The sequence below is a fragment of the Allopusillimonas ginsengisoli genome (assembly GCF_004153455.1).
In the GTDB taxonomy this organism is placed as follows: domain Bacteria; phylum Pseudomonadota; class Gammaproteobacteria; order Burkholderiales; family Burkholderiaceae_B; genus Allopusillimonas; species Allopusillimonas ginsengisoli.
In genome coordinates, this window is record NZ_SDQE01000009.1 from 31993 (window position 1) to 54069 (window position 22077).

Annotated in this window: 20 protein-coding genes; 5 read left to right on the forward strand and 15 right to left on the reverse strand. The window is 57.9% G+C overall.

The features are described 5' to 3' along the window. Positions 1-12: 12 nt before the first annotated feature. The 9 genes from ERE07_RS15135 to metE form a co-directional block, all read right to left on the reverse strand. Positions 13-843, reverse strand: a complete 831-nt coding sequence (locus tag ERE07_RS15135) for a uroporphyrinogen-III synthase (protein ID WP_130009878.1) — start codon at positions 841-843, stop codon at positions 13-15. A gap of 13 nt (positions 844-856) precedes the next feature. After that, a complete protein-coding gene (gene hemC, locus ERE07_RS15140; RefSeq protein WP_130009879.1) occupies positions 857-1804 on the reverse strand; it encodes a hydroxymethylbilane synthase in 948 nt (315 codons plus the stop codon). A gap of 5 nt (positions 1805-1809) precedes the next feature. After that, on the reverse strand, positions 1810-1935 hold the full coding sequence (locus tag ERE07_RS22185; RefSeq protein WP_280634375.1) for a hypothetical protein: 126 nt from the start codon (positions 1933-1935) through the stop codon (positions 1810-1812). After that, the gene (locus ERE07_RS15145) at positions 1922-2638 is read right to left on the reverse strand and encodes a TerC family protein (protein WP_130009880.1); all 717 of its coding nucleotides are present in this window, start codon (positions 2636-2638) and stop codon (positions 1922-1924) included. Before ERE07_RS15145 ends, ERE07_RS22185 begins: the two co-directional genes overlap by 14 nt. A gap of 121 nt (positions 2639-2759) precedes the next feature. Beyond that, the gene (locus tag ERE07_RS15150) at positions 2760-3455 is read right to left on the reverse strand and encodes a TerC family protein (RefSeq protein ID WP_130009881.1); all 696 of its coding nucleotides are present in this window, start codon (positions 3453-3455) and stop codon (positions 2760-2762) included. Positions 3456-3648: 193 nt separating this feature from the next. Further along, positions 3649-4530: a succinate--CoA ligase subunit alpha gene (gene sucD / locus ERE07_RS15155; RefSeq protein WP_130009882.1), complete on the reverse strand. Its 882-nt coding sequence runs from the start codon at positions 4528-4530 to the stop codon at positions 3649-3651. Positions 4531-4549: 19 nt separating this feature from the next. Beyond that, positions 4550-5710: an ADP-forming succinate--CoA ligase subunit beta gene (sucC, locus tag ERE07_RS15160; RefSeq protein ID WP_130009883.1), complete on the reverse strand. Its 1161-nt coding sequence runs from the start codon at positions 5708-5710 to the stop codon at positions 4550-4552. 76 nt (positions 5711-5786) lie between these two features. Continuing rightward, positions 5787-6362, reverse strand: coding sequence for a DUF2889 domain-containing protein (locus tag ERE07_RS15165; RefSeq protein WP_130009884.1), 576 nt, complete (start codon positions 6360-6362; stop codon positions 5787-5789). Between the two features lie 29 nt (positions 6363-6391). Continuing rightward, on the reverse strand, positions 6392-8701 hold the full coding sequence (gene metE / locus ERE07_RS15170) for a 5-methyltetrahydropteroyltriglutamate--homocysteine S-methyltransferase (protein WP_130009885.1): 2310 nt from the start codon (positions 8699-8701) through the stop codon (positions 6392-6394). Positions 8702-8877: 176 nt separating this feature from the next. Between metE and ERE07_RS15175 the strand changes: the two genes are divergently transcribed. After that, complete coding sequence (locus ERE07_RS15175) at positions 8878-9795, forward strand: LysR family transcriptional regulator (RefSeq protein WP_130009886.1); 918 nt, start codon at positions 8878-8880, stop codon at positions 9793-9795. A 3-nt stretch (positions 9796-9798) separates the two neighbouring features. Here ERE07_RS15175 and recX read toward each other — a convergent pair whose 3' ends face one another. Further along, on the reverse strand, positions 9799-10362 hold the full coding sequence (gene recX / locus ERE07_RS15180) for a recombination regulator RecX (RefSeq protein ID WP_130009992.1): 564 nt from the start codon (positions 10360-10362) through the stop codon (positions 9799-9801). A gap of 96 nt (positions 10363-10458) precedes the next feature. Continuing rightward, positions 10459-11526 carry a recombinase RecA gene (gene recA / locus ERE07_RS15185; RefSeq protein WP_130009887.1) on the reverse strand — a complete coding sequence of 356 codons (1068 nt, stop codon included), beginning with the start codon at positions 11524-11526 and terminating at the stop codon, positions 10459-10461. 231 nt (positions 11527-11757) lie between these two features. Here recA and ERE07_RS15190 point away from each other — a divergent pair, with 231 nt between their 5' ends. The 4 genes from ERE07_RS15190 to ERE07_RS15205 all read left to right on the forward strand — a co-directional run bounded on the left by ERE07_RS15190 (position 11758) and on the right by ERE07_RS15205 (position 16923). Then, positions 11758-12447 (forward strand): response regulator transcription factor, encoded by a 690-nt coding sequence (locus tag ERE07_RS15190; protein ID WP_130009888.1) that lies wholly within the window; start codon positions 11758-11760, stop codon positions 12445-12447. Continuing rightward, positions 12405-13943, forward strand: a complete 1539-nt coding sequence (locus tag ERE07_RS15195; protein ID WP_245153740.1) for a sensor histidine kinase — start codon at positions 12405-12407, stop codon at positions 13941-13943. Before ERE07_RS15190 ends, ERE07_RS15195 begins: the two co-directional genes overlap by 43 nt. A 145-nt stretch (positions 13944-14088) precedes the next feature. Further along, positions 14089-15714 carry an MFS transporter gene (locus tag ERE07_RS15200; protein WP_167670933.1) on the forward strand — a complete coding sequence of 542 codons (1626 nt, stop codon included), beginning with the start codon at positions 14089-14091 and terminating at the stop codon, positions 15712-15714. A gap of 306 nt (positions 15715-16020) precedes the next feature. Next, positions 16021-16923, forward strand: a complete 903-nt coding sequence (locus tag ERE07_RS15205; protein WP_130009890.1) for a recombination-associated protein RdgC — start codon at positions 16021-16023, stop codon at positions 16921-16923. Between the two features lie 84 nt (positions 16924-17007). Here ERE07_RS15205 and ERE07_RS15210 read toward each other — a convergent pair whose 3' ends face one another. The 4 genes from ERE07_RS15210 to pbpC all read right to left on the reverse strand — a co-directional run bounded on the left by ERE07_RS15210 (position 17008) and on the right by pbpC (position 22057). Continuing rightward, positions 17008-18300 (reverse strand): aspartate carbamoyltransferase, encoded by a 1293-nt coding sequence (locus ERE07_RS15210; RefSeq protein ID WP_130009891.1) that lies wholly within the window; start codon positions 18298-18300, stop codon positions 17008-17010. Between the two features lie 121 nt (positions 18301-18421). Continuing rightward, positions 18422-18808, reverse strand: coding sequence for a hypothetical protein (locus ERE07_RS15215; RefSeq protein ID WP_130009892.1), 387 nt, complete (start codon positions 18806-18808; stop codon positions 18422-18424). A gap of 310 nt (positions 18809-19118) precedes the next feature. Then, on the reverse strand, positions 19119-19754 hold the full coding sequence (locus tag ERE07_RS15220) for a SecDF P1 head subdomain-containing protein (protein ID WP_245153741.1): 636 nt from the start codon (positions 19752-19754) through the stop codon (positions 19119-19121). Positions 19755-19897: 143 nt separating this feature from the next. Beyond that, positions 19898-22057, reverse strand: coding sequence for a penicillin-binding protein 1C (gene pbpC / locus ERE07_RS15225; RefSeq protein WP_130009995.1), 2160 nt, complete (start codon positions 22055-22057; stop codon positions 19898-19900). Positions 22058-22077: the final 20 nt, after the last annotated feature.

The following is a 22077-nucleotide window of genomic DNA, read 5'->3' on the forward strand; positions in this document are numbered from 1 at the left end:
GCGATTGTAATCCTAGGAGCTGGCTGTACACACTGCCGTCTGGAGCATAGCCCGAAAAACAGACTCTTCGCCAGGCTGGCATATTTTTACCCTTGGCGGCTCCACCTTACCAGATGCCGCCAGTACCGATTGTAAGCGTGCCGCGATCCTTTGGTGTATCGCAACAAAGTGCGACCGCTCCCATTCATGCCATAAAGCCAGACGGCGCATGTTGTCGGCCACCGCCTCCACACCCTCGCTGCTGGTCAGCAAGAAAATACCCGTGCATCCTGCCTCGAAGCACTCGCGAAGCGCACTGCTTTGGTCAGGATGCCAGACTGAAGGGCCGCGCCGATATACCGCGAGCCTGTCCACCGCCACGCCCGCCTGCTCCAGGCGCTCGCCCAGCCAGTCCCTGCCGGTTTCTCCCCGTACAATGAGCGCTCGCTTCATTGAGGACGCACGGCCCTCCAGAAGCGCCCAAAGACTTTCCGAATCCTGGCTGGACGATTCATCATCGGGATACAGGATAGCGTGAGCAGGTATATCGCCCATTGCCTGCAGCGCGCATGCGGTCGCTCCGCCCACCGCGGCCGCCAGCGTTGACGAGGGCCAGGTGGCCTTTGTGTACAGACGCCGCCAAGCACGAAGGTAACATCGTACGGCATTGCTGCTTACAAACATCACAAGATCATAACAATCCGGTGTGTGACCGGGCGCCAGAACATCCAGAACGGGAGTGATCAACAAGGCTGGCGCCTGAATGACGCGCATGCCTTCATTCTGCAGGCGCTGGGCCAGCGCGCCATTTTTATCTTGTGGACGCGTCAGTACCGCGCAGATATTGGCCAATGCGTCTGACACAGTAATGCGCCTGCTAGGAAACAGCCCCTGCGGCCGATAATCGGGCGAGGATGGGACGCGCGCCCTGCTCCAGCAGCGTTTGCGCCGCCTGTTCGCCCAATTGTTCCGCGGCAGCGACGGGCCCTTTCGTGGTCGCGGTCAGTACGAGGGAACCATCCGGCTCGCCCACCAGGGCTCTGACCTGAATTTGATCGCCTTCTATCTGGGCATAGGCGGCGAGCGGAACCTGGCAAGACCCTCCAAGCACGCGTGACACCGCGCGCTCGGCCAGTGCGCACGCTGCAGTTTCTGCATGAATAAGCGGGGCCAGCCAACGATGCAGATCTTGACGGGAGGCGAGCACTTCTATGCCCAGCGCACCCTGCCCCGCCGCAGGCAAACTTTGCTCGGGGGATAAATGACTGCGTATGCGATCCTGCAGGCCCAGCCTGCGGAGTCCCGCCGACGCCAGAATAATGGCGGCATAGTCGCCTTTGTCCAGCTTGGAAAGCCGGGTGTCAAGGTTGCCGCGCAGAGGCCTTACCTCGAGTTGGGGATAGCGCTGGCGCAGTTGCGCTTCGCGTCGCAAGCTGGAGGTGCCGACCACGGCTCCCGCAGGCAGTGCGTCGACGCTGCCGTAATCGTTGGAGACGAAGGCATCGCGGGGATCATCCCGTTCCATGACGACCGGGAGCGCAAAAGGGTTTTGCAGATCGATAGGAACATCTTTAAGGGAGTGAACCGCAAGATCTGCACGACCGTCCAGCAAGGCGGTTTCAAGTTCCTTGACGAACAACCCCTTGCCGCCTACCTTGGACAGACTGCGGTCAAGAATCTGGTCGCCGCGCGTGGTCAAGGTGAGCAGGCTGATGTCGCAATCGGGATAGAGCGCGCGCAGCCGATCGCGCACATGCTCGGCCTGCCACATTGCCAACCTGCTCGCGCGGGTCGCAATGACAAGCCTGGAGGGTGCTTCTGACATAGGAATCAAATAAAGTAATTGGCAACGACCGCAGCGACAATGCCGACAATCGCGAGTATCAACAAGCCCTGGAGCAGGGACAAGCCCGACTCATAGGGTTTTTTGCGAGAAGAGGATTTAAACAGACCCATGTGAAATTTCCTTGGACGCCCGACGGCCTGCCAGGATCTTGCCGAGCAGAATGACCAAAAGGGCGCCTACAACTGAGGCTGCGATCTCGACCTTGTGGTCGATCGCATCAAACATCTGGACCACAGCGACATCCGAAATCAGCATGCCGCCCGCAATCCAGCCCAACAGGCCGGCGCCGAAAGTCACAACGAGCGGATAGCGGTCGATAAGCTTCAGCACCAACGTACTGCCCCAGATGATAATGGGCACGCTGACGAGCAGGCCAAAAATAACATAATACAACTGATGGTCCATATGCGTATTCTGGGCGGCCCCGGCAATGGCAATCACGTTATCCAGGCTCATGATGAAATCGGCAATGATAATGGTCTTGACCGCGCTCAACACCGAACTGCTCGCCTTCACGTTGCCATGCTCATCCTGATCGGGGAGCATCAGCTTGACCCCTATCCACAGCAGCAGAATCCCGCCCGCCACCTTTAGATAAGGAATTTCGAGCAGCGTCAGGGCAAAGGCGATGAGCACTACTCGCAAGACAATTGCGCCGGCGGTGCCCCATAAAATCCCCTGCATGCGCTTGCTGGTGTGCAAATTTCGACAGGCCAGCGCAATAACGACGGCATTGTCGCCGCCCAAAAGGATATCGATAAGAATAATCTGGAATACGGCGCCCCAATGAAGCGTCTCGAAAAACTCAAGCATCTGAATTTCCAATAAGCTGGGGCCTCTGGCTTTGCCGGTTGGTCCCTGTCAAGAGAAACCCCGGGGCGGCATACCCGCTCCGGGGCCGATAAGATTCAGCCTATTGTAATTCAGCTACGCGTCAGACGGACGCTCGCGCTCTACAGAGTTTTCCTGTTGCCAAAACAATCACTGCGCCGGCCAGCCCGACCGCCACGGCAAAATGATGCACCGAGGTATGCAGTTGATGGGTAACGTCATTGACGGTGCCTACCAGCGCCGGATCGCTCACCAGCATTTCACCAGCGATATAACCCAGCAATGCAGCGCCCAGCCACACGATCACGGGCAAGCGTTCAATGACTTTCAACAACAGCGTACTGCCGAAGATAACCAGCGGAATGCTGATGGCCAGCCCTATGACCAGCAACACAAAATCGCCGTGCGCCGCGGCGGCAACGGCCACTACATTGTCCAGGCTCATGACCAGGTCAGCCAGCAATATGGTGCGTATGGCGGCCAGCAGACTGCCGTGTTCCCTGGCGTTACCCGTGTCGTCGCCTTCTGGCAGCAACAGGCTGACGCCGATATACAGCAACAGCAGCCCTCCGACCACCTTGAGCCAAGGCAGCAGGAGCAGTTGAGCCGCGACAATGGTAAGAATGATGCGTAAAACAATGGCGCCGGTGGAGCCCAGCGCAATAGCCGTTTTTTGCTGATTGGCGGGCAATGAGCGCGCCGCCAGTGCGATAACGACCGCGTTATCACCCGATAAAAGTATGTTGACCCAGATGATTTCCAGCAAAGCCAGCCAGAATTGTGTCGATCCGACATCCATTTTTCATTTTTCCTATCATGAAGATCCCCCTTCAGAAAAGTCAATGAAACAGGCTGCGTTGTGCTTTTTTTGTACGCGTTGCGCTATCTTGAACCAGTCGACGGCAGCCAGCCGGCCACCCTGGCACAGGCACGGCGAACCCCTGGTAGAGGTTCGCCGTGTCTGGTTACCCACATTCAATGCTTGAGGATTATCACAGCACCGATTTAAGCAGGCGACCCATTTCGGAGGGATCGCGTGTTGTGCGGATACCGCACTCTTCCATGATCTTGAGCTTGGCATCGGCGGTGTCGTCGCCGCCAGAGATCAGGGCGCCCGCATGGCCCATGCGCTTGCCTGCAGGCGCGGTAACGCCTGCGATAAAGCCGACCACAGGTTTTTTCATGTTGTCTTTGGCCCAGCGAGCGGCTTCGACTTCATCCGGTCCGCCGATTTCACCAATCATGACCACCGCATCGGTGTCTGGATCGTCGTTGAACATCTTGAGGATGTCGATGTGCTTCAGACCATTAATGGGATCGCCGCCAATACCCACTGCCGTCGATTGGCCAAGCCCAAGCTCGGTGAGTTGCGCAACCGCTTCGTAGGTGAGCGTGCCGGAGCGGCTTACCACGCCAATGCGACCCTTCTTGGAGATATGGCCCGGCATAATGCCGATCTTGATCTCGTCGGGAGTGATCAGGCCTGGGCAATTGGGCCCGAGCAACAGGGTTTTCTTGTTTTCGTCGCGCATGCGGTTACGGACTTCAAGCATGTCGCGCACGGGAATACCTTCGGTAATGCAGATCACCAGATCAAGATCGGCCTCGGCGGCTTCCCAGATGGCAGCCGCGGCGCCTGCGGGCGGCACATAGATAACCGAAACGGTCGCCCCCGTTGCTGCCTTGGCTTCTTTGACGGTGCCGAAAATGGGCACGCCCTCGAAGTTTTCGCCCGCTTTCTTGGGATGTACGCCAGCCACGAAAGCATTCTTGCCATCGGCGTACTCGCGGCACATATGGGTGTGGAACTGGCCGGTCTTGCCGGTGATCCCTTGTGTGATGACTTTGGTGTCTTTGTTGATCAGAATCGACATTTACAAATCCTCAGAATGCTTATTTCGCGGCGGCCACGACCTTGGTCGCAGCTTCGGCCATTGTGTCGGCGCTGATGATGGGAAGACCCGAGTCAGCCAGCAGCTTCTTGCCCATCTCTTCGTTCGTACCCTTCATGCGCACAACCAGCGGCACGGTGAGGTTGACCGCCTTGCACGCGGCGATCACGCCTTCGGCAATGACGTCGCAGCGCATGATGCCGCCGAAGATATTGACCAGAATGGCTTTGACGCCCTTGTTGGCCAGCATGATCTTGAAGGCTTCGGTAACCTTCTCCGCTGTGGCGCCGCCGCCCACATCCAAAAAGTTGGCAGGTTCGCCGCCGAACAGTTTGATGGTGTCCATGGTGGCCATGGCCAGGCCTGCGCCGTTGACCAGGCAACCGATATTGCCGTCGAGCTGGATATAGGCCAGGCCAAATTTGCTTGCTTCGATTTCAGCTGGATCTTCTTCAGCCAGGTCGCGATATTCGACGATTTCCGGATGGCGATACAAGGCGTTGGAATCGAAATTGAATTTGGCGTCCAGGGCAATGATGTCACCCGAGCCGGTTAGGATCAACGGATTGATTTCGGCCAACGAGGCGTCGGTATCCCAGTATGCCTTGTACAGTTTCTGGAATTCGGCTGCTGCCTTGGCAACCGACGCGTCTGGCACACCGATGCCGCGCGCCAGCTCAGCCGCTTCAGCGTCCGTCAGGCCGGTCTTGGGATCAACGAAGACTTTCAGGATTTTCTCGGGCGACTCTTCCGCAACGACTTCGATTTCCATGCCGCCTTCGCTGGAGGCCATCACGCAAACTCGCTGCGAACCACGGTCGGTCACGATACCCACGTAGTATTCTTTCTTGATGTCGGCGCCCTCTTCGATGAGCAGGCGACCTACCTTCTGGCCTTCCGGGCCTGTCTGGTGGGTAATCAGCTGCATGCCCAGGATTTCCGACGACAACTGGCGAACCTCGTCAATGGAACGCGCAAGCTTTACACCACCGCCCTTGCCTCGCCCACCTGCGTGGATCTGCGCCTTGACGACCCAGACCGGACCGCCCAGCTTTTCTGCCGCAGCCACCGCTTCGTCAACCGAAAAAGCAGGAATCCCGCGCGGCACGGTGACGCCAAACTGCTTCAGCAGTTCCTTGCCTTGATACTCGTGAATTTTCATGTGTTACCTGTCAGAACGTAAAAATAAGAAAGAACGCGCCGATGCCGAAAAACACCGAAGCCCGTATGGGTATTACCTATTCGCATTTTGCCTCTGTGTTCGGTGCGATGTACCATCGGGGATAGAACTCGCGCGCGACTTCGCCATCTATGCGCAAGGCATGACAGCCATCCAGCTGGAAGGGTTTTTTTCCTGAAACGCCCGCTTCCCTATCCTTGCGCCGACGATTGGCCATGCTTTGTATGGCCACCGTGGGCAGCACATAGGAAAGCTCTGTCATGTGCGTACAGCCGGCCGTGCGCCCAAAGCGTGCCTTGACGGCCTCACGGAACTTGCGCAGGAGATTCAGGCCGATCAGATCGCGGTAATCCGGCGCAATGGACATGCAATGCGGTCCGTAGGGCGCAGCGTCATAGGCCGCGACAGCATCAATGATCGTGAACTGGTCATTGATGGTGACGCGCAAGTGCATGTGATGGACGGGGTCGCCGGCACGGTGCAGGGTGCCGGCTCTTTCGGAGAAGTCGTAGGCCTTGACGTCGATGAGTTCGGCCTCAAGGTCCCAGCAGCCGTCCTCCCGGGCGTACGAGTCCACACGTATGGAACGTGTATGCAGAGGCTCGCGCGCGATCTCGGGAGGAGGCAAAGGCATTTGCTGATACAGATTGGGCGGTAAACCCATTAAGTATAGCGCAGTGTCTCCGCTGCTTTGACCATGGCAACCAGCGCGGCCTCTGTTTCGGGCCAGCCACGCGTCTTGAGGCCGCAATCCGGGTTCACCCACAGCCGTTCGGCCGGCAGCCGGGCAGCGGCTTTCTTCATGAGATCCACCATCCATTCCAGTTTGGGTACGTTGGGCGAGTGTATGTCGTACACCCCTGGACCGATATCATTCGGATAATGAAAGTCTTCAAACGCACCCAGAAGCTCCATATTGGACCGGGACGTTTCAATGGTGATCACATCGGCATCCATGGCGGCAATGGCTTCAATGATGTCATTGAATTCCGAATAACACATATGAGTATGTATCTGCGTGTCGTCCCGGATGCTGCTGGTGGACAATCGGAAGCAATCCACCGCCCAATCCAGGTAGGCTTGCCAGTCGCTGCGACGCAGCGGCAGGCCTTCGCGAAACGCGGGCTCATCGATTTGAATAACGGTAATGCCCGCTGCTTCGAGATCGGTTACCTCGTCGCGCAAGGCCAGCGCCAGTTGACGACATGTTGTCTCGCGTGGCTGATCATCGCGCACGAACGACCATTGCAAAATGGTGACCGGGCCGGTCAACATGCCTTTCACCGGACGATTAGTCAGCGATTGAGCGTAGGCTGACCAACCCACGGTCATGGGGGCAGGCCTGGCGACATCGCCAAAAATAATTGGTGGCTTCACGCAGCGCGAACCATAGCTCTGCACCCAGCCATTCTGCGTAAAGGCAAAGCCACCGAGCAGCTCGCCAAAGTATTCAACCATATCGTTACGCTCTGGCTCGCCATGAACCAGCACATCCAGCCCCACTTTTTCCTGAAAGCGGATGACGTGTTCGATCTCGTCCTGCATTGCCTTCTCGTAGGCACTGTCACTCAGTGCGCCCTGCTTCCATTCACGCCGAAGCTTGCGGATTTCGGTGGTCTGGGGAAATGAACCGATCGTAGTCGTCGGAAAGGCCGGCAGGCCAAGTTTTATCTGTTGGAGTGCGATCCGCTCGGTAAACGGCGTACGTTCCCGAGACAGGGTGTTGGACTGCGCCAAGCGCTGCTGCACCACCTTGTTATGAATACGTGCGGAGCGATTGCGGGCTGCCAGCGCATCACGCTGAGCCTGCAGCGATTGTTGCGTCACGGCATCTTCCTTGCCATCGAGCGCGACGGCGAGCAGACGCAACTCGTCCAGTTTCTGGGTAGCAAAGGACAGCCAGCTTTTCAGTTCGGCATCCAGCGTCTGCTCTTCAGCCAGATCCACCGGCACATGCAGCAGCGAGCAGGATGGAGCCAGCCAGAGTCGGTCACCCCGCTGGGCGACGACTGGTGCAAGTTGATCCCGGATGCGGTCGAGATCGGTACGCCAGATGTTGCGACCATCCAGTACGCCCAGAGACAGCACCTGGTCTGGCGCTACGACGGAAAGGATGTCATTCAATTGCTCGGGCGCGCGCACCAAGTCCACATGCAGGCCCTGGACGGGCAGACCCTTGAGCACGTTCAGATTATTGCCCAGTCCACCAAAATAGGTGGCCAGCAACAGCCTGGGCCCGGCCGTGGCCGTGGCCGTGCTGCTGAGCTGTTGATAGGCTTTTGCGTAGGCATTCTGCCAGACATCGGGCAGATCCAGCACCAGGATCGGTTCGTCGATCTGTACCCATTCCACCCCAAGTTCGCCCAGTCGCTGCAGGACCTCGGCATAGACAGGCAGCAAGGCGTCCAGTAACGCCAGCTTGCCCGGATCACCTGCGCCTTGCGAAAACGCATCACCCTTGCCCAGCCACAGCCAGGTCAGCGGGCCAGGAATGACAGGCTTGACCTGATGGCCTGCGGCCTGCGCTTCGCGCACCTGATCAAACAGATAGCTGCGCGCAATGCGATAAGTTTGCTGGGGAACAAGCTCAGGAACGATGTAATGGTAGTTGGTATCAAACCACTTGGTCATTTCGCATGCGGCGGCTGGCGTACCGGTGGGCGCCCGCCCACGGCCCATGCGAAACAGGGTATCCAGGCCCACCTCTTCACCCGAAGGCTGGCCGAAACGGGCGGGCACAGCGCCCAATAGCGCTGTCCATTCAAGAATATGGTCATACCACGCGAAATCACCTACCGGGACATACGCCAGGCCGGCATCGGCCTGCGTTTGCCAATGGCGTAAGCGCAGCGCCCGGCCGGTGGCCTCCAGCTCATCCGCATCCATTTTCTCTGCCCAATAGGCCTCGACAGCACGCTTCAGTTCACGCTGGACGCCAATTCTAGGAAAGCCCAAATTATGAGTAATCGTCATTTTAAAACCATAATAGTTGAATTTTTTTACAGACAGCTATTGTCTACGTATAATCCTTCCAGGCAAAATCAAATGCGACAACCTTAGTATGAGAATTACTCATTTAATTATTGTCTGCGCCACAGAACCCGCTCGCGCCCTGTGCCCACTTATCCTCCATCAAGATAAACCGCCCTATGCTGGAAATTCGTCACCTGGAAACGCTTACCGCCATCCGCGATGGCGGCAGTCTGCAGGAAGCCGCCGAAAGGCTGCATGTCACCCAGTCTGCACTCTCGCATCAATTGCGCGATCTTGAGGTACGCCTTAAAACGCCTTTGCTGAATCGGCGTACGCGCCCGGCCAGATTAACGACGGCGGGTCTGCGCATCCTCGCCGTCGCGGACGAGGTGTTGCCCAGAATCAAATCTGTCGAGCGCGAGCTCCAGCGCCTGGCTGCGGGGCGCAGCGGTCGCTTGCATTTGGCCATCGATTGCCACTCGTGTTTCCAGTGGCTGATGCCGGCGCTTGACGTCTTCCGGCACGACTGGCCAGAAGTCGAGCTGGATCTGTCTGCTGCCTTTTCTTTCGCGCCCTTGCCAGCGCTGGTTCGGGGCGACCTGGACGTGGTGATTACGTCCGATCCACAGCCCATGGACGCCGTGGAATACCTGCCACTGTTTCGTTATGAGCTGGTACTGGCCGTGGCTGCCGCCAACCCGCTTGCCCAGTACAAACATATCGAGCCACAGCAATTAGCCGACCAGGTGTTGATCACGTATCCGGTAGAACGCCAGCGGCTGGACATATTTACCGCTTTTCTGGACGAGGCAGGCGTGGAGCCTGCAGCACTGCGCAAGGCCGAGCTAACGCCAGTGATCATGCAATTGGTGGCGAGCCAGCGGGGCGTGGCCGCCCTGCCCAACTGGGCATTAACGGAATATCTTAGCCAGGGCTGGTTGCGCATTTGCCACCTGGGTGACCAAGGCGTGTGGCGCATGCTGTATGCAACCATACGCGCCGAAGACATGCAGGCTGATTACGTACAGGCATTTGTAAAGCAGGCGCGGGAGACCTGCTTCACCACACTGACAGGCATCAAGGCGGCACGCTAGCAGCTAAGCGCCATAAGGAATATCGCCGAGAATGCGACGTATGACATCAACCGCAAAGCCGCGCGAAGCGAGAAATCGATATTGGCGCGCGTAGTCTTTGGGGTCTGCAGGAAGGTAGCTGAATTTTTTTTCCCAGACAGCCTGCGCCCTGTCCCGTTCGGTTTCGCGTAATTGTTCGCCGATGTCAGAGACCGCGTCATCACCAAGACCATGTTGCCTGAGTTCCTGCATGATGCGACTGGCGCCCTGACGACCCGCGCGACGATGAACCAGGCTCTGTGCAAAACGCTCGTTGGATAACCACTGGCCCTGTTCGAGCTCATCCAGTACGCGTTGAAGCTGGGTGTCGTCGTCTGCATAAGGCGCAAGCTTGCGCTGCAGTTCGAGACGAGAGTGCTCGCGACGGGAAAGATAGCCAATCGCCCGGCCCTTGAGGCTCAGACCGGGCCTTTTTCGGGAGGCTGGCGCAGTATCGCTGCCCTGGGATTCTTCAGGGTCGCTGTCCCGCCCCTGGTCTTGTGTCGACGCCCGACCTGGCTTGTGTGCGTGCGCCGAGGCCCGATTCATCAAGGTGTCGCGAGTGCGGGACACGGGTTCCACTGGCGTGGGCGCCATGGTTTCGAAGCCGTTGTCCCGAGTACTCATGTGTCGTGACGGAAGAGATTATTCTTCCGCCTCTTTGGCAGGCACCGGTTTGGGTGCGGAAGGCGCCACCATGGCGGTAACCCCAAGTTGCTCACGCACGCGGTTTTCGATTTCGAACGCCATCTCGCGGTGTTCCTTGAGATATTCGCGCACATTATCCTTGCCCTGGCCAATGCGGGTGCCGCTGTAGCTGAACCATGCACCCGCCTTGTCGACAATGCCCGCCTGAACGCCGAGATCGATGATTTCACCTTCGCGGGAGATACCAGCGCCATACATGATGTCGAACTCCGCCTGCTTGAAGGGGGGAGCCACCTTGTTCTTGACCACCTTGACGCGGGTTTCGTTGCCGACCACCTCGTCGCCCTTCTTGATCGCCCCAATGCGGCGAATATCCAGACGTACAGAGGAATAGAACTTGAGGGCATTGCCGCCGGTGGTGGTTTCGGGATTGCCGAACATGACACCGATCTTCATCCGGATCTGGTTGATGAAGATAACCATGCAATTGGCGCGCTTGATGGTCGCGGTGAGCTTACGCAAGGCTTGGCTCATGAGACGGGCCTGAAGGCCGGGTAGCGAATCACCCATGTCGCCTTCGATTTCGGCCTTGGGCACCAGCGCGGCGACTGAGTCGATGACAATCAGGTCGACCGAACCGGAGCGCACGAGCGCATCGGTGATCTCCAGGGCCTGCTCACCGGTGTCAGGCTGAGAAATAAGCAGGTCGGCAAGGTTGACCCCCAGCTTGGAGGCGTATTGCACATCAAGCGCATGCTCGGCGTCGATAAACGCGCATGTGCCGCCGATTTTCTGCATTTCGGCGATGACCTGCAGCGTGAGCGTGGTCTTGCCGGAAGACTCGGGGCCGTAGACCTCGATAACGCGACCGCGCGGCAGACCGCCGACGCCCAGTGCGATATCAAGCCCCAGCGAGCCGGTAGACACCACCTGGATGTCGTGTTCGACGGCATTGTCGCCATAGCGCATGACCGAGCCCTTGCCAAACTGTTTTTCAATCTGGGATAAGGCCGCGGCCAGCGCCTTGTTGCGTTCGCCGGCGGTTTTGCTGTTTCTGTCGTCCATGTGATCCTTGACTATATAAGGCGAGAATTTGGAAACGCGCCGGCAGGCGGCGCGGAGTATTGGGTATATCGAAAGGATAGAGCAATTATTGCATCAAATTATACTGTATAAATAAACAGATATCCAGTGTTGCATCGTTAACCCTGACTGGTCAGCGACCGGTACACATGTCAGAATGGGGTATTGCCCCATGGCCATTCGCAGCCATACACAGTACAAGCAAACACAAAAATGCGCATTCTGATCGCTGAGGACGACAGTATTCTTGCTGATGGACTTTCCCGTTCGTTACGATACGACGGCTATGCCGTCGACGTTGTGAACGACGGATCAAGCGCCGACTCCGCCCTCAAGCTGCAAAGCTTCGACCTCCTGATCCTAGACCTGGACTTACCGCTGATGCACGGCCTGTCGGTATTGCGCCAGCTGCGTCACCGAAACACCCCTATCCCGGTATTGATTCTAACGGCAGCCGACTCGGTCGAGCAACGCGTCAAGGGCCTGGATCTTGGCGCCGACGACTACATGGCCAAGCCTTTTGCCCTGTCCGAACTCGAGGCGCGAGTGCGTGCCCTGACACGCCGCAGCGCCGGGCGCTCAAGTACGCTGCTCACCTACAAGCGCCTGAGCTTCGACCTTAATGGACGCATTGCCTGTATCGACGGGCAGCCTCTGGATCTGTCTGCCCGGGAAACCGAGCTGCTCGAAATCCTGCTGTCCCGTTGCGGGCGGATGATCAGCAAGAATCAGTTTGTCGACTTGTTGTGCGAATGGGGCGAAGAGGTCACGCCCAACGCCATCGAGGTCTACATCCACCGCCTGCGCAAAAAAATCGAACCCAGCGGTGCCAAGATCGTTACCGTGCGTGGACTGGGCTATTGCCTGGAACCCGAAAGCCGCAACGAATCGGTGGCAGCCTGACGCGCCCGGTACATATGCTGATCGACCCGCGCATCCTGGAGGAAACCGCCGACCAGGCTGCGGGCAAGGTGCGCTGGTTCAGCAAGCAAAGGCGCCGCAAGCACAACGGCGCCTTGCTGAACAAAATCATCATCTGGATGTTCGGCCCCTTGTTCCTGCTGTGGACTATCGGCCTGGTCATTACTTACTTCATCGCGCAGAACATCGCGGACGCGCCCTACGACCGGGCGCTGTCAGACCATCTTCGCATGCTGCGGCACGAGGTAGAGCAACAATCCATTTTGTCTGGACTGCAGCTTTCGCCCTCTGCCATCACTATCCTGCAAGGCGACCCCGGCCACTTCATACATTGGGAAATTCGTGACGCCAACGGAAACTCCCTGGCCGGGAATCGCGATATTCCGTTGCCGGATAACTGGACCTATGAGCGGGATCAGATTCGCATGCGCAACGAAACGCTGGAGGGGCACAGCATCCGGGTGGCCTATATCTGGGGTGGCCGCGATGCGACCGGCATGCCGTTTCTGACGGTCGTCGCCCAGTCCAACGAAATGCGGGCAACCCTGCAGCAGGAAATTCTGACAGGAATGCTGACGCCTCAACTGATTGTGCTGCCGCTCGCCGCCCTGTTGGCCGGGCTGGGGCTGACACAGGGCCTGGAGCCTTTGAGCATCCTGCAAGAGCGAATACGCGCGCGGCGCGCCAATGACACTTCTCCCATCAGCGCAGAGCTTGCGCCGGCCGAAATCGTTCCGTTGATTGCCGCCATGAACAGCCTGCTGGCGCGGCTGGCGGCGGCCAATGACGCCCAGCGACGGTTCGTCGCCAACGCTGCGCATCAATTGAAGACGCCTCTGGCCGGCATGCGCACCCAAGCCGAATTGGCGCTGCGTGAAAATGCGCCTGAAAAAATGGACGACAGCCTGAAGCAACTGGTGCGCGGCTCCGAACGCGCAACGCGACTCGTCAACCAATTGCTCGCACTGGCCCGGGCCGAGAGCCCCGATACGCCAGTACAGGGCAATATGATGGATGTCGACCTCAATGACCTGGCTGAAACCCAGACGGCGCAATGGGTGCAGTCAGCGCTGGATAAACAGATAGACCTTGGCGTTGAGCGCTCACCCTTTGATATCCACATAGACGGCAACCGCCTGATGCTGGCCGAACTGCTGAACAACTTGATCGAAAACGCGATTCTTTACAGCCCTGAACACGGCCGGATCACGGTACGCGTGGGAGGCGATCCGCTATCCGCCTACCTGGAGGTTCAGGATTCCGGGCCCGGCATTCCCCTTGCGGAGCAACAGCGTGTCTTTGATCGTTTTTACAGAATGCTCGGAACAGACAGCGACGGCAGCGGGCTGGGACTTTCGATCGTCAAGGAAATAGCCGATCTGCACAAAGCCAGCCTCGCGTTTATGCCGACCAACCAAGGCACATGTCTGCGCATAGTTTTCAGCCAGATCGACGGAATCAAACGGCAATGGGCTTAAACACCGATTACCTGCACAGAGAACAGGATATTGACGCGTATCAACGACGGTTCGCCCATGCGCGGAGGCTTGCATGAGTGCCATTATCTCCCCCGTTCCCGGCGACAACCCTCATACGGGTGCCCCGGACGCAACCAACCGTCCCATGACGCCGGAGGAGCGCCGGGTCGTTTTTGCCTCATCGCTGGGAACGGTATTCGAATGGTATGACTTTTATCTTTACGGCTCGCTCGCCGCCGTCGTTGCCGCCCATTTTTTCTCGGGCGTCAATCCCACGGCAGGGTTTGTTTTTGCCCTGCTCGCCTTTGCTGCGGGATTTGCCGTCCGCCCGTTCGGCGCCCTGATATTCGGTCGACTGGGCGATATGGTTGGCCGCAAATATACTTTTCTCATCACCATACTGATCATGGGCATGTCCACCTTTCTGGTGGGCGTGCTGCCTTCCTACGCGTCGATCGGTATTGCCGCCCCGGTGATTCTGGTGGTCTTGCGCCTGCTTCAGGGGCTGGCCCTGGGCGGCGAATATGGCGGCGCGGCAACTTATGTGGCCGAGCACGCGCCCCAGAACCGCCGCGGATTCTACACCAGCTGGATACAAACGACCGCCACCATGGGGTTGTTCCTGTCGCTGATTGTCGTGCTCGGATTTCGTGTCACCTTAGGAGAGGAAGCATTCCTGAAATGGGGCTGGCGGCTGCCCTTTTTGATCTCCTCCGTTCTGTTGCTGATCTCTGTATGGATACGGATGAGGCTCAATGAATCGCCTGCCTTTCGTAAAATGAAAGAAGAAGGCGCAGGATCAAAAGCCCCCATTACGGAGTCATTCGGCAAATGGGGAAACCTAAAAATCGTACTGCTGGCCTTATTCGGACTGGCCGCGGGACAAGCAGTGGTCTGGTACACCGGGCAGTTCTACGCGCTTTTCTTCCTGACCAAAACCCTTGCCATTGAACCCAATACAGCCAACATCATGATAGGGCTGGCCTTATTGCTGGGCACCCCGTTCTTTGTCGTGTTCGGCGCGCTGTCCGATCGTATCGGCCGCAAACCCATCATCATGACCGGTTGCCTGCTCGCTGCGCTGTCATATTTCCCGGCGTTCAAGGCCATCACTCACTTTGCCAACCCGGCGCTGGAAACCGCATTGGCCAACGCCCCCGTTACCGTCATCGCCGACCCCGCGACCTGCTCGTTCCAGTTCAACCCGGTAGGCACCACATCCTTCACCAGTTCCTGTGACATCCTGAAAGCTTTCATGGCCAGCAATGCCGTCAATTACAACAACCAGGCCGCGCCGCCAGGTACGGTTGCACGCGCCAAAATCGGTGAGCATGAGTTCGAGTCATTCGAAGGGCAAAACCTGAACAGAGCGGCATTCTCCGCCCGCTCTACCGAACTGACGCGCTCGTTGACTGACGCCATCCGCAGCCACGGCTATCCAGCCCGGGCCGATCCCAGCCAGATCAACTACATCATGGTGGTATTGCTGCTGACCTTTCTGGTGATACTTGTCACGATGGTATATGGGCCTATCGCAGCCATGCTGGTGGAGATGTTCCCGACCCGGATACGCTATACGTCAATGAGCCTGCCCTATCACATCGGCAATGGATGGTTCGGAGGCTTTTTGCCGCCAGCGGCCTTTGCCATCGTTGCAGCAACAGGCAATATCTATCATGGACTGTGGTATCCCATCGCCATTGCTGCCCTGACATTCGTCGTCGGCTGCCTGTTCGTCAAAGAAACACATAACAACAACATTAACGCCTAGGCAGGTCCGAATTCAGGCGAACGTCAGTGTGGGTCTATAGAATTAATCTCATAGAAAGGGCTTCCGTACGGTGCTTGACGTCTGATCCCCCGGTCAGCTCCAGGCGGTTCTTTTTATCACCTGTATTGCGCCCCCCGCGAGCCTTTTAGCGCAACACAGCGTGCTCCTCTGATGGCCCGGTGCTTCGGCATTCCGGGCCATTTTTTTTTATGGGCTTACAATCGTCCTTTCTCATTTTTCACGGATTGCCTCTCGGGCTTCTCGCATGACCCATCCCAGAGCAGCCGTTTACCAAGATATCAGCATATGTGGTTCAAAAATCTCCGGATCTATCGCCTGTCTCCCTCCTGGAACTGCTCCCTGGACACGCTTGAAGACGCACTGTCCAAGCAGGCCTTCAAGCCTAGTGGCAGCCGCGACATGCAAAGCCTGGGCTGGACGGCGCCCCGAGAAGACAGCGGCCTGGTCTATGCGCTGGACGGACAGTACCTGCTCAATCTGCGCGCTGACAAAAAGCTGTTGCCTACGACCGTCATCAATCAGGTTGCCAAGGCCAAAGCCCAGGAAATCGAAGAGCAGCAAGGCTTCAAGCCTGGTCGCAAGCAAATGAAGGAGATCAAGGAGCAAGTGACGGACGAGTTGTTGCCCAAGGCCTTCAGTATTTACCGCGACACCCGTGTTTGGCTGGATACACGCAATCACTGGCTGGTGATTGATGCGGCCGCGGCGGCAAAAAGCGATGAGGTGCTGGGCCTGCTTGCCAAATCGCTGGAAACCTTCCCTGTCACGCCACTGCATGTAGAGCAATCCCCAGCGGCGGCCATGACAAACTGGCTCATCAGCGACGAGGCGCCCGCAACGTTTTCCATCGATCAGGACACTGAGCTGCGCTCTACCAGCGATAGCGGCGCTGCGGTGCGCTATGTGCGCCAGACGGTCGAGATCGACGACGTGCGCAAGCACGTTCAAGCAGGCAAGCAGTGCACCCGCCTGGCTTTGACATGGGCCGACAGAGTGTCCTTTGTGCTGACGGAAAACCTGGAGATCAAACGTGTTGCGCCGCTTGATGTGCTCAAAGAAGGCCAGGACAGCGCATCACATAATGAAGCGGAACAGTTCGATTCGGACTTTACCTTGATGACTGGCGAACTGAGCAAACTGATCAGCAGCCTGGTGGACGCGCTGGGCGGCGAGCGCAAGCCCGCCTGACCCTGGTCAGCCTCACTCAAGCAAGCGCCCTGCAGGGCGCTTGCTTGGTGTTGCACGTGGCGGCATCTCGCAAGGTGCGAGGGCTCAGTCCAGCCCGTGGAACACGCTGTCGTCAGGCCCGATATGGGACGGAGGGCTCCAGGTGACATCGCGCAGCGAATGCTGAACCAGCCCTTCAACCCCCAGCAGCACGGCGAAAATAGCCATGCGTACCGGGATGCCGTTGTCTGTTTGCCGAAAAATTGCCATGCGGGGGTCGTGATTCAGATCAACGCTCAAATCATTGGCGCCTTCGCGGCTATCGCGCGGCAAGGGGTGCATGACAATGACGTCAGGGCCGCAGCACTTGTCGATGATCGCCTTGTTCACCTGAAAATCAGGGCGATAGCCCTCGAGCTCTTCTGCTGAGAAACGTTCCTTTTGCACGCGTGTTGCGTAGATAACGTCCGCGCCTTGCAAACCCTGCTCCAGCGAATTGGTCTGCTCGATGACATGACCGCGCGTGCTGGTCTGCTCGAGAATATAGTCAGGCATTTCAAGCCCGACGGGTGAAATCAGCGTGAACTTCAGGCCGCGATACAGCGCCAGCAGCTTGATCAATGAATGCACTGTACGGCCGTATTTAAGATCGCCCACCAGCGCAATATGCGCGCCGTCCAACAACTTGCCCAAGCGGGAAAACTCGGTGAGGATGGTATACAGATCCAGCAATGCCTGGCTAGGATGCTCGCCTGGACCGTCTCCGCCATTGACCACCGGAATATTGGTCGCTTGCGCGAATTCGGCCACCGACCCTTTTTCGGGATGGCGGATGACCATGGCATCCACATAGCCGCTCATCACGCGGCTGGTATCGTAGATGGATTCGCCCTTGGCCATGGACGAAAACGTAAACCCGGTGGTATCGCACACCGATCCGCCAAGCCGGCAAAACGCAGCACCAAAGCTGACGCGGGTACGGGTGCTGGCTTCGAAAAACAGGTTGCCCAACACCGCGCCCTCGAGCACGCGCGATACTTTCTGGCGCCTGGCGATGGGCTGCATCTGGTCGGCAATACGGAAAAAATCCTCGACCGATTCGCGCGTGAACTGATCCACCGATAGCAACTGATGCCTGCCCTCGTAGGCGATACGATTGCGCAAAGGACCAGACTGCGTGCGCTGCGCATACTTTTGCAACAAGGCCCCGTTTTCTACGATCTCGGTCACAAACCGGCTGACCACTTCGGGCATGGCTCGAAATTCCTGCGAACCTTCGGGCAAAAGCCACGTATCCAGCGCACGCCGCTTAACGCCGATGCGTCCAGCGAACACATCGCGGGTGAGATTGAGGCGGCGCATGGCGTCACGCAGGAAAACCTGTTGCGATACGGTCATGATGATGTCCCTAAAGAAAATAAAATATACGCAGTGCGTATATTTTATTTTCTTGGAACAAATTCAGCGAGGCTTTTTTCAGACATGGACAAGAAAACAACAAATGCGTCCCGGCCATGGATCAGTATGTCGATTCCATTAAAAGCTGAAAAAACCAGCAGCCCGCGAGAAATCCGAACAGGCTCAGCATGTACGCAATCGTCGTACAGGCCAGTGGCACCCAGTGAGTGCGACGCAGCGTACCTTTGATCGCCTGATGTATCAGACTCACTTGCACGGAATATGACCACATCAAGCCCAGCGCAGCCAAGGCCATGCCTCCCAAAAAAGAAACCAGGGGAAACCTCATCCACAGGGCTGGCAGTCCGATCTCTATGACGCCTATCGAACAGCAGAGAATAAGCAGTACGCCGAGCCCGTTCAACCAGGCCAGAAACTTGAATCCAAGGGTCAACGATCGACCAAGGACAGTGATTGCGTTATCGCCAGGAACAGGCGTTGTGTTCATCTAACGGCTCCGGAAAGCCTTTGTGCCTCCCGGAATCCAGGAAACATTCAGGCATGATTGCCATCATAACCGGACGCTCACTGACCAACTGCGCAAGAGACTTAAAAACCGGCGCCCTATGCAAAAAAAAGGCTTCGCCATGAAAAACACCCCAAAAGTTGGATTGATGTCCAGCTTCTGGGGGTCAGTTCAAAGCGAAACGCCCTTTTCTTGGGTCAATCAGACCCAGGCAACCGGCAGGCTTGTCCTCCGGCACTCACCCAACGCCGCAATGCACGCTGGGCTGTACCCGTTGCTGTGCCGGGCAGTACTACTGCGCGCCCGTAGCGCCCGTCGTTCCGGTACTGGAAGGCGCTGCGCCAGCGGGGGATGCTGCAGCGCCTTCGTCGGCAGATCCGTCCTGAGGAACGCCCGCGATCGCCCGAGCCGCCGCAGTGGCATTTTGCTCTGTGCCCACGGCAAATACCAGATGATCAGAATTGACCGGTGTCGTGTACGCCGGTGCGGCCAACATGGTGCTGCCGACAACCAGCGCCAGCCGTTTGTTGGGATTTTTAGTGGTCGCATCCACAACCTTGGTTTTCCCGGCGTCGTTCAGCTGCAGCGCCAGCAAACCCTCGCCAGATTGGTTGGAGCCCGCCTGGATGCCGCTCAGATCAGCACGCGTAATGATCGGTTGAGGGTTTACGTAAAGCAGGCCCGAGTTGATGTCGACAGGCGTCCAACCGGACTGCACAGCGGTATCGGCCAAAAAGACAGCCACGCGCGCACCCTGCGCTTGCGCTGGCTGCACAGACTCAGGTTGAGCCGTCGCCTGTTGCTGGGTTGTGGTCGCGTCCGGCGCAGGCGATTGCGCCGCCTTTTGCGTAGGCGCGGTTTGGCAAGCTGCCAGTATGACCAGACTAAAAGGCGCAACAATTCGGCCCAATGTTCTCACAGTTTTCATGAAACTTCCCCCAGCTAGGTATGACTGAACAAAAAGTGTACCAGCAACAATCGCTAAACCAAGTCAAAATCTGTCAATTTGTTCTGATACGTAGGGTCAAATTGCACAAAACCTGATCGACGCCTCAAACTGCCTGCAGCTACTCAGTGACTGCCGGCACTGACCAGGCCTCGAACCTCGATACTGACGGCATCCACGATCCGGCCTCGTCCATCCACAAGTTCAATACGATGCCGCCCAGGTCGCGGCAGCCATGGCAATTGCCCTCCGCTGCCCAGCGGCTGCGCGTCGACGCGCCAGGTTACCCCTGCGGCCGGCACGCCGGCAATATCCGTCGCCTGCAGCCAAAGCCTCTGCTTGTCCCACGGGATGTCAGGGTCCAGGGCAAGAATTGCCCCATCTGCCGGACGAGCAATGCGCGGCTGGGTTTGTTCCGGTGTCATGAGCCCTTCAGCCAGGCTGACATGCGTGACCACGGTATCGCCCAGAAAGACATCTTGCCTCGTGGGCTCCAGCATATTGTCGAAACTTACCGTCGCGCTGTGCACCGAGTCTGGCATGGGAGTCTGACGACTGGGCATCTCACGATGCAAGTGTGTCATGACATCGTGCCAGATCGGCCCTGCCCCCGAAACACCTGAAACGTCGTGCATGCTGGCCCCGCCGCTGTTGCCCACCCACACCCCAACGGTGTAACGCGCCGACCACCCCAGACACCAATTGTCACGCATATCCTTGCTGGTGCCCGTCTTGACGGCGGACCAGAAGGGTGTGGACAAAGGACTATCCAAGCCAAATGTACGCGCGCGCGCTTGCCTGTCCGACAGGATGTCACCCACAATCCAGGCTGCGCCGGCCGACATCACCGGCACGCTCTCCGTAACCGCTTTCTGGGCCATATCAATCTCATGCCCAGCGGGCCGGAGAAACGCTGGCTCTGAATAACTGCCCAGATTTGCCAGTGATCGATACGCATTGGTCAACGACAACAGCGTTACGTCCGCGCTACCCAGAGCCAGGCTGTAACCATAAAAGTCTCCACCCTGATCCAGCGGCAGGCCCAAACGAACCAGACGACGGGCAAACACATCCGGCGTGACCATCATCAATGTGCGAACCGCTGGAATATTCAGCGAAGACGCCAACGCTGTACGCACGGTCACCCATCCCGCAAAACGCTCGTCGTAATTTTGAGGGATGTAAAGGCCATTGCCTGTGGCCAGATTGAGCGGCGCATCCTCAAGCAAAGATACCGTCGTGAGGCGTTGCTGCTCAATCGCCTGCGCATAGAGAAAGGGTTTGAGCGAAGAGCCCGCCTGGCGCAAGGACCTGGCATGATCCACGTCGGCCGCAGCAGACAATGTGCCCGATGAGCCTACGTAAGCAAGAATCTCTCCTCTCTCGTTATCGAGCACGACGACTGCGGCGTCCCGGACGTTCTCCATGCCCAGGGCATTCAATCGCCGTTGGACGGACTCAATGACAAAGCGTTGCAGATCCCCGTCCAGCGTTGTGCGCACCCGTCGTCCTGCCCGCGGCGGCACCTTCGCATGCTGCAGGGCAAGCCTTGCATAATGGGGCGCCAGGCTGCGACTGTCGGCCCATGAAGCCGATTTGCGCTGGAGCGCAAGATAAATAAAATCTCCCAGGCCTGCACATTCGCCAGGCGCGCCCATTTCGCGAAGCAAAGCGCAAGCACGCTGCGTAAGCACAGATGGCGAAGCATTTGGCCCGCGCAATAACACGGCGGCCAGCGCCGATTCTCTCAAATCAAGTCCGCTGGCCCGCTTCTGAAACAAGACGCGTGACAACGCATCAACACCCACCAGCTCTCCTCGGAAAGCAGCAAGGTTGAGATAGGCTTCGAGAATCTGCGGCTTGGTCCAATGCCGCTCAAGCGCCAAGGCGTCTAGCGCCTGGTCAATTTTCTGGACAACACTACGCCCTCCGGGGCCGCGCTGGTAGGCATCGTCAACCAAGGCCAGCAACTGCATGCTGATGGTTGACGCGCCGCGCAAGTGCTCATGAAGCACATTGTCCCAGGCCGCGCCCAGCATGGCGCGCCAGTCCACGCCAGCATGGCTGTAAAAGCGCCTGTCCTCCGAAAGAATGACCGCACGCTGCAACGCCACGGATACATCATCAAGCGCTACCCAGTCACCACGCCGGACGGCGAAGTCACGCCGCACCCGCTCAATCAGCCGCCCCTGACGGTCCAGCACCTGAATATCGGATGCCGCGTAGTCATGCTTGACGTGTACATAGTCAGGCAAGGCGAATGCTGGCCCGCACAGGGCCAGCATCAAGGCTGCCAGCCATTGCT